Annotated in this window: 10 protein-coding genes; 4 read left to right on the forward strand and 6 right to left on the reverse strand. The window is 57.3% G+C overall.

Translation table 11 applies throughout. The annotated features are described in order from the left end of the window. Positions 1-32 precede the first annotated feature (32 nt). Positions 33-1256, forward strand: a complete 1224-nt coding sequence (locus ACUZ9Q_RS08395; protein ID WP_027180909.1) for an aspartate kinase — start codon at positions 33-35, stop codon at positions 1254-1256. 99 nt (positions 1257-1355) lie between these two features. Here the strand turns inward: ACUZ9Q_RS08395 and ACUZ9Q_RS08400 are convergent, their stop codons facing one another. Beyond that, a complete protein-coding gene (locus ACUZ9Q_RS08400; RefSeq protein ID WP_300551974.1) occupies positions 1356-2000 on the reverse strand; it encodes an HAD-IA family hydrolase in 645 nt (214 codons plus the stop codon). Between the two features lie 36 nt (positions 2001-2036). Beyond that, positions 2037-3095 carry a polysaccharide deacetylase family protein gene (locus ACUZ9Q_RS08405; RefSeq protein WP_449247682.1) on the reverse strand — a complete coding sequence of 353 codons (1059 nt, stop codon included), beginning with the start codon at positions 3093-3095 and terminating at the stop codon, positions 2037-2039. A 337-nt stretch (positions 3096-3432) separates the two neighbouring features. Here ACUZ9Q_RS08405 and ACUZ9Q_RS08410 point away from each other — a divergent pair, with 337 nt between their 5' ends. After that, complete coding sequence (locus ACUZ9Q_RS08410; protein ID WP_192111975.1) at positions 3433-4584, forward strand: HD-GYP domain-containing protein; 1152 nt, start codon at positions 3433-3435, stop codon at positions 4582-4584. 248 nt (positions 4585-4832) lie between these two features. After that, the gene (locus tag ACUZ9Q_RS08415) at positions 4833-5054 is read left to right on the forward strand and encodes a hypothetical protein (protein ID WP_022659278.1); all 222 of its coding nucleotides are present in this window, start codon (positions 4833-4835) and stop codon (positions 5052-5054) included. Between the two features lie 139 nt (positions 5055-5193). Here ACUZ9Q_RS08415 and ACUZ9Q_RS08420 read toward each other — a convergent pair whose 3' ends face one another. From ACUZ9Q_RS08420 to ACUZ9Q_RS08430, 3 genes are all read right to left on the reverse strand, one after another. Further along, the gene (locus ACUZ9Q_RS08420) at positions 5194-7734 is read right to left on the reverse strand and encodes a glycosyltransferase (protein WP_449247683.1); all 2541 of its coding nucleotides are present in this window, start codon (positions 7732-7734) and stop codon (positions 5194-5196) included. A gap of 436 nt (positions 7735-8170) precedes the next feature. Then, the gene (locus ACUZ9Q_RS08425) at positions 8171-9388 is read right to left on the reverse strand and encodes an MFS transporter (RefSeq protein WP_449247684.1); all 1218 of its coding nucleotides are present in this window, start codon (positions 9386-9388) and stop codon (positions 8171-8173) included. An 81-nt stretch (positions 9389-9469) separates the two neighbouring features. Then, the gene (locus tag ACUZ9Q_RS08430; RefSeq protein WP_227117944.1) at positions 9470-10219 is read right to left on the reverse strand and encodes an SDR family oxidoreductase; all 750 of its coding nucleotides are present in this window, start codon (positions 10217-10219) and stop codon (positions 9470-9472) included. Positions 10220-10317: 98 nt separating this feature from the next. Here ACUZ9Q_RS08430 and ACUZ9Q_RS08435 point away from each other — a divergent pair, with 98 nt between their 5' ends. Beyond that, the gene (locus ACUZ9Q_RS08435; RefSeq protein WP_215647847.1) at positions 10318-11277 is read left to right on the forward strand and encodes a LysR family transcriptional regulator; all 960 of its coding nucleotides are present in this window, start codon (positions 10318-10320) and stop codon (positions 11275-11277) included. A 159-nt stretch (positions 11278-11436) separates the two neighbouring features. Here the strand turns inward: ACUZ9Q_RS08435 and ACUZ9Q_RS08440 are convergent, their stop codons facing one another. Next, a complete protein-coding gene (locus ACUZ9Q_RS08440; protein WP_192111979.1) occupies positions 11437-12699 on the reverse strand; it encodes a sensor domain-containing diguanylate cyclase in 1263 nt (420 codons plus the stop codon). Positions 12700-12718 lie beyond the last annotated feature (19 nt).

The following is a 12718-nucleotide window of genomic DNA, read 5'->3' on the forward strand; positions in this document are numbered from 1 at the left end:
CCCATCAAGGATTGAGGACAATGGATACAGGCATGAAAATTCTGGTCCAGAAATTTGGCGGCACTTCCGTTGCCAAGCTGGAGTGCATGAAGCAGGTGCGAGAGAAAGTGCTGGGAGGCCTTGCCAAGGGGTATAAGGTCATTGCGGTGCTTTCGGCTCGGGCTGGCGACACCAACAAGCTGCTTGCCCTTGCTGATGAATGGTCTTCCACGCCTGACCGCGCGGAAGTTGATTCGCTCGTTTCCACTGGCGAACAGGTTTCCATCAGCCTGTTCACCATGCTGCTCAAAGATGCGGGCATCCGCGCCCGCTCGCTGCTCGGCTGGCAGATTCCCATCACCACGGACAACGATTTTGGCCGTGCACGCATTCGCTCCATCGACAGCAATTCCCTGCGCAAATACCTTAACGACTACGATGTGCTTGTGGTCGCCGGGTTTCAGGGTTGCACCGAAGATGGCCGCATCACCACGCTCGGACGCGGCGGTTCGGACACCTCGGCGGTGGCGCTGGCCGCTTCCCTCGGCTCTGTGGAATGCGACATTTACACCGACGTTGACGGTGTTTACACCACCGACCCCAACATCTGCTCCACGGCCCGCAAAATGGACCGCGTTGCCTATGAAGAAATGCTTGAAATGGCAAGCATGGGGGCCAAGGTGCTGCACATCCGTTCGGTAGAATTTGCCAAAAAATACAAGGTTCCCGTGCGCGTGCGCTCTACGTTCAGCGATGATCCAGGCACGCTTGTCACTCAGGAGGACTCCACCATGGAAGCCGTACTCGTTTCCGGCATTGCATATGACAAAGATCAGGCCCGCGTGACCCTGCGCGACCTTCCCGACGTGCCCGGTACGGCTGCGGCGGTGTTTGGCCCTCTTTCCGAAAAGGGCATTCTGGTCGATATGATCGTGCAGAACACCAGCCAGGACGGCCATACCGACATGACCTTCACCATCTCGCGCAAGGATCTCAAGCAGACCTTGCAGATGATGGAAGAAGTCGCCCAGAAGACCGGCGCGCGCGAAGTGCTGCACGATGTGAGCGTTGCCAAGGTTTCCGCCATCGGCGTGGGCATGCGCAACCATTCTGGAGTAGCAGCGCGGGCCTTTGCCGCACTGACTCAGGAAGGAATCAATATCCTTATGATCAGCACCTCTGAAATCAAGATCACCATCCTGATTCAGGAAAAATACGTTGAGCTTGCCGTGCGCATTCTGCACGACACCTTCGGGCTGGACTGGGATCTGGGCTAAACGCCTGCCATACAGCTTACCGACATATTGAACAAAAAAACTCCCCGCTTGCGGGGAGTTTTTTTGTTGTCTGAGGCTCCTGCCAGACCGTGGCGACAATCAGGCAAGGAGCAGTTGCCGCAAGGCGGGAACGTCTTCGCACAACTTGTCCGCCCCGGCTTCTTCAAGCTCGCCGCGCGAACCGTAGCCATAGAGTACGCCCACACCGTCCATACCCACAGCATGCGCGCCAAGAATGTCATATTTCCGGTCGCCCACCATCAGGCATTGCGCCATATCCGCAACACCGCAAAGGCCGCAGGCATGCCGCAGCACGGATGTTTTGCTGTTGCGCGGGCCGGTCAGCTCCGCTCCCGCCACATGGTCAAACAGGCTGGCAATGCCAAAATGCTCCAGAATACGCTGGGCAAAGGGTTCCGGCTTGGATGTAGCCAGCGACAACACCCGGCCCTGACGCCGCAGATCGGCCAGCATGTCTGCCACGCCGTCATAAAGCGCATTTTCAAATATACCCGTGACCGAATAATATTCACGGTATTTCTGCACGGCCAGATCAGCCTTGGCCGCATCGCCCCCAAACAGCTTACCGAACGAATCCTTCAGCGGGGGGCCGATAAAATACAGCAGTTCATCGTCAGCGCGGGCAACATCAAAATACTTCAGGGCATGCTGCACAGAGCGGATGATGCCGGTTTTGGAGTCTGTCACCGTGCCGTCAAGATCAAAAAAAAGGTATTGCTTCACGAAGGGATTTCCTTGCTTCCGGTTTCGGGCGAAGGGCTACTCGCCGTTAAAGGGCGTATGCCGCCCAGTGCCGTCAACACCGAATTTGCTGTCCAGCGCCTTGTTGTCGCCCGGCGATGTAAAATAGCCGTTCATGGTGCGCTGTGGAACCCCCATGCCCAGCAGGGTACTCACAGAAACGAAATTGTAGCCTCTGCGGCGCAGTTCCGCCACAGTCTCGCGCAACAGTTGCGCCGAGCCCTTGGGCACCAGATTGGCGTGGAACAGCAGTATGGAACCCGGTTTGACCTGCGAGGCAACCAGATGGGCCTCGCGCCGCGCATGCTCGATACTGGTATTGTCCGCGCCGGATTCCGCCACCACATCCCACTGCACCACCTGCATGCCCAGCTTTGCCAGCGCCTGTAAAGACTGGTCGCTGCAACGCCCGTAAGGCAGACGGAACAGTGTAGGCACAGGCTGAATGAAAGGCTCCGGGCGGCCCTGCGCCCTGGCATCGCGCAAGGCCTCCTCGCGCAGCAGCTCATACTGGGCCTGCGTCCACAAAACCTGGGCGCGCAGACCAGCCGGGGAAAGCAAGGCAAAATTGCCGTGCGACCACGCATGGTTGGCTATTTCAAACTGCGGCTCGGTCATGATTTGCAGCACCCGGCGGGAATGGGTGCGCATCCACTTGCCGCCCATAAAGAGCGTGGCCGGGATATGCTCGGCCCGCAAAAAACCGAGAATATCCATATCGCAGCCGGTAGTGACGGTATCCAGCTCGCAAAGATCAAAGGTAAGAGCAACCACCTTGGCCCCATCGGCCAGCGCAACCCGCCGGATGGTGCCCACCGCGTCAGGTCCGAGCGGTGGAAGCATCACTGAAGGTTCGCGTTTGGCGGGCGGGGTTGCATCGTTGCGCAAAGCCTTGCGGGCATCCTGCGCATCGGGCGCCCATGAGGGGGCCGGAGCTGACGAAGCAATAGCCGGGGCAGTAGATGCCGCATCTGCAGCAATCGACGCAACGCTTATGCCCGCTAAAATGCAAAACACGCCTGCCGAAACAGCAACGGTATGCCGCAACCGCAAAACCAAGCTGACTGAGCTGAACATAGAGGGGAACTCCTGCGCCGCACTACGGCGTCAAACAGCAACTTTTGGGAACCATAGCATACAGATTGGTGCGCTGCACACATGGTGAGGCCTTTTTCTGCCAAGCAGGTCTATATCCTTTACACAATCGGCCCACAAGCGTGACGAGTGACATCGATACTCACCTGTAATCATAAGAATTAATTCCCAGCAAATTGCATGTTGAATTTATTTTTCAAATATCGCATAATTTCAAAATCTATTTGCGGCGGCGTGTTGGCCTTGCGTGGGCATTACTGCGGGGTTTGCTATCTGCGAAGATCAAGGCAAAAACTTATATCCAGGCGATCAAGACCACATGTCCCACATCAAAATACCCGTTTCAACCCTACGCCCGGGGATGTATATTGTTGACCCCGGGATATCATGGCTGAAAGCCCCTCTGCTGTATATGCAGGAGGGAATTTTGGCGTCGGACGACGAAATCAACGGCATAATCCTTCAAGGATTTGCCGAAGCATACTACGACCCGGAACGCTCACGCGACGAAAATTCTGCAGCTCCCCAGCCAAATATTCCACTTGCCATAGAACTTCAGGCCGCCAACAGGATTTATGAAGACGCCTACGAGAATGTGAAAAACTTTCTCGAATCCGCCAGAGGCGGCGCGCTTGATCTTACCTTTGCGCGCCCGCTGGTGGGTGACATTATCAAAAGCCTTTCGCGCAACGTTGACGCGCTGGTGACGCTTTCTCTGCTCAAAAAAACAGACGAATACACCTACGCCCACAGCGTCAACGTAACCATTTTTGCCGTGGCCTTTGCCAATTTTCTGGGCATGCCCGACGACCGCCTGCACAACGTCGGGTTGGCCGGGCTGCTGCACGATTACGGCAAGGCGCTGATTCCCAACGAAATTCTCACCGCACCCCGCTCCCTGACGTTTCAGGAATTTGAGGTCATGCGGTCGCATGTGCTGCTTGGTGTTGAAAAAATCAAGCAGTTTTCAAGCGTTGAGCAAGAAGCCATTGAAGGCATTGCGCAGCACCACGAAAAGCACAACGGCACGGGCTACCCCAACCGGCTATCCGGCAAGCAGATTGGCGTTTTTGGCCGTATTCTTTCGCTCAGCGACGTGTATGACGCCCTTTCGTCCAAGCGTGTTTACAAAGGGGCATTGGCCCCCAACAAGGCGCTGGGCATGATGTACAAAATGCGTGGTCAGGCCTGGGCACCCGGCTATGTGGAACGCTTCATCAAAATGGTGGGCATTTTCCCCGTGGGTACTGCTGTGGAGCTTTCAAACGAGCACCAGGGCATTGTGTGCCGCTCGAATCCCAATTTTCCCGCCCAACCCTGCGTTCTTGTGGCGCGAGACCCTGACGGACGCACCATTCAGCCGCAGTTTGTTGACCTCACGCGCTACATTGGCCTGCGCATCACGCGCTCGCTATCTGCTGCCGAATCCGCTCATTTTGACATACCATTGTTACTGGGCGGCCCTGCGTAGGTCAGATTACTGGTCGTGCAGACAAACACTTTTTAGCCGCTCAGCCAGCAACCCCCGGCATTTTCTGCTACAAATACGCAATGTTCACATTTCTTTCACACATCCGGGCTTGCCCGCAGATGCTGTAAACGCTATACACCGGGCAAGGGATAAACCTGCTATTTCAGTATGTTCACCATCTGGGATGCGGCAACGCCCTGCCCCGAAATTTGAAATGTCAAAACGCATCAGGCTTAAGGATAATTTTCATGCGCAGAGTTGATGTTTTGATTGGTGCCCTCAGCCAGTTGACTGGCCGTGATGAGGAAGCTGTGGCCCAGACCTTTGAAGCCATTATTTCCAGCAATCCGGATAAAGGCAAAGACCTGCTTGCGGAAATTACCTTCAGCGAGGCTTCGGCCATGCGCGAAAGGCTCCTCAAGGACGGCCCCGATGTGCTGGCCCGCCTTGTGAACAGAATCAGCGACTGAAAACCGCCCCAGGCATTCTGCCAAGGGCGGTCAGGTTGACATCAAACCCCGTCTTCCGGCGGTATGCTGTTCAAACGGTTGGTTACAGCGCCTGCGTTGTACAGGACTTGCCAGATTGACCCTGCGTGCTGTCGCAAGGCTACCAGCAGGCTTGCGGCGTCAGGGTCTCAATGAGCTTCCACTGGGCAGCAAAGGCCTTTTGCGAGCTGCGCGATTCTGCATAGCAGCGGGCCTCGCGCTTCATGGCAAACAGCATGGCCTCATCGCTTGCCAGAGCCACCATGGCCGAGGCATAGGCCTCTGCCGTTTCCTGCCGCACCACTATGCCGCTTTTATCCGGCACCACGTTCTCTCTGGGGCCGCCCTGTCCGCTCACCACCACTGCCAGCCCCGCGGCCTGCGCTTCCAGCACAACCTTTCCATATGTATCTGTGGTTGAGGGGAAAACAAAGATGTCGGCTTCTTCATAGGCCTGCACAAGCGCTGCCCCGCTCAGATAGCCCGTAAAGGTCACGGGCATGTCCGCAGCCTGCACCTGAAGTTCCCCAGCCTGCGGGCCGTCGCCCACAATGGTCAGCTGCGCGCCGGGGATATGCCCCAGCACCATCCGGAAGGCATCCACAAGACGGCTGACGCTTTTTTCTCTGGAGAGCCGCCCCACATACAAAAAACGTGTACCCTGAGCGCTCTCCCGCCCGCTGTTGCGCCAGGCTGGCGTATAGCGCGAGGCGTCCACCCCACGGGGGTAGAGGCGGATTTTTTCCTCTGGCAAACCGTGGGCGATCAGTTCCTTCATGGTGGCAGCCGAGGGCGCAAAAACCACATCCATCTGGTTATAGTACCAGTACACATACCGCCAGGTGGCTTCTTCCAGCGATGTGTCGCCCGTCAGCTCCAGAATATACTGCGGAAATGCCGTGTGATAGGTGGCATGGATGGGCAGCTTGAGCATTTTTGCCGTCAGCAGGGCCGCAAGCCCCATTGGGCCGGGCGTTGCGGAATGCAGCAGGGTATAGCCGCTTTCATAGCAGTGCTGCACAATTTTAAGCGCTGGCGGATAGTGCAGCGTCAGCTCCGGATACTCAGGAATGGAAAAACTGCCCGTGGGGCTGAAATTTATGGGGCCAAGGCCGTCGGTGTGGCTGCCTTTCACATTTTCTGGCCGAACGCAGGTCAGGATATCCATTTTCTTGCCCTGCTCACGCGCCAAAGGCAGCATGGATTGCAGGGTTTTGGCAACGCCGTTCACTTCAAGATAGGTATCCGTAAAATGGGCAATGGCGGCCTTGTCCCCAGCCGTGTCGGATCTGGCACCCCTTGGGCGAAAACGACGCAGGCATTCGCGCGTAAACATTTTATCCTGCGCAAAGAGCGAATAGCCGATGCCATAAGGGGCAAGCATGGCGTAGAGCGACCCCATGGCTCCCACCAGCTTGAACACATTGAAAAAATTGCCTTTAAGCACATCGGACAAAACGGAGTTGGCACAGGCAAGCTGCACGTTTTCCGCCACATCGCCCACAAAACGGGCCAGCAGCGCCTCACGCCGGGGCATGCGCTCCTGCGGCACAATGACGTTGACGCTGTCCGCCGCCACGGCAAGCTCCGGCGATTGGGCAATGGCCCTGCCAGCCGCCTCAAGCATGTTTTCCTGCATGCTTTTTTCAGAGCGGGACACCCATCTGCCGCAGTTGAGCAAAAATCCGCCAATGGACATGACACGCGTCTTGATGGTGCGGGTACGCGTATCTGGCTTGCCCGTGAGCATATTTTCGGCAAAGCGCAGCACGGTGCTGTTGTTGATATCCTGCGCGAGTCCTGTGGAATTTTTATAGAACTGGTAACCGATGGCATACAGATTATGGGCAAAGCCCAGCGGCGTTGCAGGGATGACCCGGGGCGTGGTGCCCCCTGACATGACCGCCCGCAGCAGGGCCGAAGCCGGGGCGTGGCCCGAGCAGCCCAGTTCCGCGCGGGGAACTTCTATCACGGTGGAACTTCTGGCGATATTGCAGGAGGAATGGTCGTCAGACCCGGCCACAAAGCTCTTGCGCCAGGGCTGGGCGACAAGCGCGTCAAGGCCATGTTTTTCTTCCATTCTGGCTGTGGATTCCGGGGTCAGGTCGGCCACAATCTGGCGCAGCGCGTCATTCTGCACATTATTACGCGCCCCGTTGAGCTCAAAGACTGAAAACATCAATATGAGCTGCTCCACATGGCCCAGGGTCAACCGGTTATTGGCCGCGCACAGGGGGTGCGCGCAAGCATGGGCAATGCCCTGCCCCATCAGGTAGGGAACAAGCTCAAAGATGTTGCCCCTGAGCTGGGTTATCTCCCGGTGCTGCGCTTCCGTGATGTCCCAGGCGAGCACATGAATCTCGCACTTGTCCTCAGGAAAGTAGGCCGAAATTTCTTCGCTGATGAAGGTCTGCGGCAAATGGGCGATTTCCAGCGCGCCAGCAATGGTGTCGTGATCTGTAATCGTAACGTAGTCCATGCCCCTTGCTCGGGCAATGTCGTAAATCTTGCGGGGAGGGGTGTAACTTTCGCCGCAGCCGATCTTTTGCAAAATCCACTGCGAGGGGCAGGTTGAATGGCGGGAATGGACGTGCAGATCTACGCAGAACGAGGCATTGAACGGGCTGGATTCACTCTGCTTTCCGTCTGGGCTTGGGAACATGCGGCTTCCTCCTGAATGTGCTGTGGCCATTCGCGATTCCGCCATCATCACGCCGTCAGCAACTACGTTGCCGTAACGGCGCGACACATCCGCCGTTTACAGCGTTGCCTGAAATGATGCGGATGCGTACTGGGTATTGCATGGTCTGCACTATAGAAAAAATCCAGAGGGATTGTGTGCTGGCAGCGTGAAGGTTGTTGGGCTTTTGTGCGATGCCGTAACAAGGCTAACACGCCGATATAAAACATTTAAACTGGCCTACACCATTTAACTGTAACAATCCACGCCCAAACGACGGCGCTTTGCGGCTGCTGTAAGCAAAATATCCTTGCAAACGCAAAAAGGGAGGCTAAAGCCTCCCTTTTTGCGCCAGCCCGGCTATAATTCCGGGTAAAAAAAGACCGGCGGGGCTGAACTGCTGGCGCAACAGCCGGATTTAACAGCACTCCTGAGCCGAGGGGCGGTCCGAGACACGCGTCTTTGGGCAGGTGCAGTGTCTTTCCAGCAGATGAAAAAACAAACCAGCCAAGGCAAAAGCTCCGCCCGTGAGCATGACGCCGGGCCAGCGATATGCCGCCCAGGCATGGCTGGCCGCAGCCGAACCCAGCGACCCGCCCAGAAAAAATACTGTCATGTAAATGGTGTTCACCCTGCCGCGCGCCGATTCAGACAAGCCCAAAATGAGCGACTGATTGGACACCTGCGCAATGGACACGCCGAAATCAAGCACAATAACCCCCAGCACAAGGGCGGTCATGCCGCTGAAGCTCATGATGCCGAAAGCCGCGATGCTTGTGAGCGCGCCGATCAACACGCCGCACCTGACGCCAAAGCGGTCTGTCAGCCTGCCCCCGGCCTGCGCTGCCAGCACGCCCACCAGCCCCACAATCCCGAACGAACCCGCCACGCTTGCGCCAAGCCCGTAAGCCGGGCCTTGCAGATACAGCGCAAGCACTGACCAGAAGGCGCTGAAAGCCCCGAACACGCAAGCCTGAATAATGGAGGCATAGCGCAGCGCACGGTAATCCCGCAAAAGTTGCAGCATGGAGACCAGTAACCGCCCGTAGGGCAAGCTCGACTTGCGCGGCAGATCAGGCAAGCGCCATGCAAGCAGCGCGCTCAGCAGCACGGCAAAGGCGCAAGCCAGCCAGAAAGCCTCGCGCCAGCCCAGCCACTGGCCCACCGCGCCAGACACCACACGTGCCAGCAATATGCCGCACAAAACGCCGCTGAAGGCAATGCCGACGGCCTTGCCGCGCTCGCCTTCCCTGGCAAGGTCAGCGGCCATGGGAACAACCATCTGCGTAATGGTGGCGGCCACCCCCATACCAGCCGAAGCCGCCATGAGCACCGCCATGCCCGGCGCCAGAGCCGCAAGAGCTGCGGAAACCACCAATAGTGCGCAGAGAATCAGAACCAGCCTTTTTCTGTTCAGCGTGTCGCACAGCGGCACGAGAAACAGAAGCCCAAGGGTGTAGCCCAGCTGGGTGATGGTGGCCACAAGGCCCACATGGTCGCCGCCCTTGAGTTCCCCGGCGATCAGCCCCAGCACAGGCTGATTATAGTAAATGTTGGCTACGGCCAACCCCGCGGCAAGAGCCAGCAGGTATATAAGCGACCCGTTCTGCTGAGGGTCTGTGGTTTCCGTCTTCATGGCATGTTCCTTTATGTCTGTTTGCGATAGTTGCGCGCGATATGCGCGGCACATAACCGATATGAAAATTTGCCTCAGGCCCTAGACCATGCCACCATTGGCACGGATGGTCTGTCCGTTGATCCAGCCGCCGTCCCTGCCAGCCAGAAAGGCTACTACTGAGGCTATATCTTCCGGCTGGGCAAGGCGCTCCAGCGGCGGCAGCTTTGCCATTGCCTCCACCTGCCCTTCTGTTTTGCCCTCAAAAAACAGATCCGTAGCCGTAGGGCCTGGGCCCACAGCATTGACCGTGATGTCGCGGCCCCGAAGTTCTTTGGAAAAAATGCCGGTCATGGTTTCCACTGCGGATTTTGTGGCCGCGTAGATGGCATACCCCGGCAGGGCAAGACGGTTGACGCTGGTGGAAAGATTGATGATGCGCCCGCCTTCCTGCATACGGGCGGCAGCCAGCCGCAGCATGTTGAACACGCCCTTGATATTGGTGCTCACGATGCGGTCAAACAGCGTATCGTCCGTTTGCGCCAGCGGCACCATGCCGGGCTGCATGAGTCCGGCGTTGTTTACAAGCACTCGCACAGTGCCGAACGCGCCTTCGCAGGCAGAAAACAAGTCAGCCGCCTGCTCTGGAACCGTTACATCGGCCTTGACGGCAAGGGCGCGGCCTCCCTGGGCACATATATCAGCCGCGAGAGCCTCGGCCTTGCCCGCACTGCTGGCGTAGTTGACGATAACGGCCAGGCCGTCCCCAGCCAGCCGCCGAACAATGGCCGCGCCAATGCCGCGCGCGGCTCCGGTAACAATGGCCGCATTGGATGATGTATGCATGGTCATGTGCGCCTCCATTTGGTTTGCTTTGTTGAAAGCACAATGCTGCTTGAGGCGGATAATTGGTAGACGCATGGCGTTCATATTGGTTATACGGATTACGTATGACAATATTTTCAAATCTTGCCCTGCTGCGTAACTTTGTGAGCATTGCCGAAAGCGGCAGCATCTCGGCGGCGGCCCGCAACCTGGGCCTTACCCAGCCAACCCTCAGCCGCCAGCTTGCCCAGATTGAGGCGGAATGCGGCACAGCGCTGCTGCGGCGCGATACACACCGCATGCACCTGACAGACATGGGCGCAAAGGTGCTGGCTGATGCCCGCGCCATGCTGAACATGGCTGAAGAATGCGAGCGCCGCCTGCGCGTGGATCAGACCGCCCTCATGGGGCATATCCGCTTTTTCTCCACCATCGACTTCGGGCAGAGCGTGGTCAGCAAGTTTCTGGCTCGGTTCATGCTGCAAAATCCGGCCATTACCGTTGATCTGGTGTACTCAAACAGGCCCTTGCGCATGCTTGAAGAAGGTTGCGATGCCGGCGTGGTAGCCGGGAGCGTTGCCGATGAAACAGTTATCGCCAGACCATTGGGCATGATACGCAGGTATCCCGTTGCCGCGCCATCATTTCTTGAGGGCAGGCAAATGCCTGTAACACCAGCCGACATTGCGGCCTGGCCCTGGCTCACGCTCGGCACAGAAGTTTTTGGCGGCGCGCGCAACATCACCCTTTTTAATGAATCAGGCGAGGAGCAAACCCTGCACGTGAGCCCTGTGCTCACGGCAGAGGGCGTCACGGCCCTGCGTGAAGCGGCCTTGCTGGGGCTTGGGGTGTCGCCCTTGCCGGGCTGGCTGGTGACGGAAGACCTCTCCGCCGGGCGGCTGGTGCGCCTGTTGCCTCAATGGCGCGCGCGTGAGCTGCCCGCCCATGTGGTTTACCCGGTGCAAAAAGGTTTGCCCCTGCGTGTGCGGACCCTTGTGGATTTTATGACAGAACACGTTAAGGAGCTGCTGGCGCGACCCTGCGTATGCCCCGGCACAGGCAGCAATAAACAGGGCAAGAGCTAGGCGCAGGCATTGCAGGCGACAGCCACGAAATGCAAAAGCAGATGCTGAATGGAAGGGTCGGGGAAGTGGTAGCCTGACGCCACAACGCCGCAAAAAAAATCCTGCCCTCCCAAAGCGGGATGCGGCAGGAAAACATAAAGGCAGTGCCAGATAAAGGTTTTATACTGTGCTGGCCTTGACCCTGTTGCGCCCGGAATTTTTGGCCTCGTAAAGCGCCTTATCGGCGGCTTCAAGGATTCTGGCCGCAAGCTGGGAAGGCGACACCTTTTCAAACCGGCTTTGCACCGTGGCCACCCCGGCGCTTATGGTCACATAGTTGCGATCGCTGCCCGCGTGGGGCGCTTTGAGATCACACACCGCTGCCCGCAAAGTTTCGCAAACCTCATGGGCGTTGCGGTCATCGCATTCAGGCAGCACCACGGCAAACTCCTCGCCGCCATAGCGAAACAGCTCGCCCCCCATATCTTCCAGAGAATCCTTCATGGTTCTGGCGACCTGGGCCAGACACTCATCGCCTGCCAGATGCCCGTACTTGTCGTTATAAAACTTGAAGAAGTCGATATCTATGAGGATCACAGAGAGGTTGCCCGCGCGGCGGTTGCACACGGCAGCCTCCCTGCGCAGGATGGCGTCAAAAAATCTTCTGTTATACGCGCCCGTGAGGTGGTCGTGAATGGACATATGGCGCAGGCGCTCGTTGGCTTCCTTGAGTTTGCGTTCCAGCGATTTGCGCTCTGTAATATCAAAGTACGCCAGCGACAGCGCTGTGATGCCACCGGAGGCATTGCGAACCGGCGTGACAGAAACAGCGTAATCCCTGTTGTCGATTCTTACTTCATGGTCAGAAACCCGCCCCCCGGCATCAAGATTGCAAAAGTCACTCTGGATGTTTGCTTCCAGTTCCGGGTGCAACAAAGAAATATGCGCGCCGCTCGTATCAAACAATGACCGCCCGGAGAGTTGCACATGGTGCTCGTTGGCAGAAATAAGCACGCCGTTGCGGTCAACGACGCACATGGCAATGGGGGCGGTGGCGTAGATGGTATCGAGGTCAATGGCTGTGGAAATTCCCGCAGAATACAGGGCAATGTTGGCAATAACCCGCTCTACGCCTTTAAATCCCATCAGGCCGTAACCATCATCAAACAGAGGCTCTCCACTCATTTCAAGCAGAAACAGAACCCCATCGCTTTTCCGCACATAGTGGCCGATCACGTTTGAAAAGGCGCGCGGCTCGCCATATTCATCCATGAGAGTTTCCATGGCCATCTGCTGGTCAGCGGCATCCATACCAAAAAACAGGGACTGCCCTTTTACCGTTGGAATGCCAAGAATTGCGGACTTGAAGGGGACATCGTCGCAATAACACAAATCTGGCCCGGCTACCCATTCCCAGGACTGATGATTACTACTACGCTGCATTGGCGACTCGGGATTTACC

The sequence above is a fragment of the Desulfovibrio desulfopostgatei genome (genome assembly GCF_053570645.1).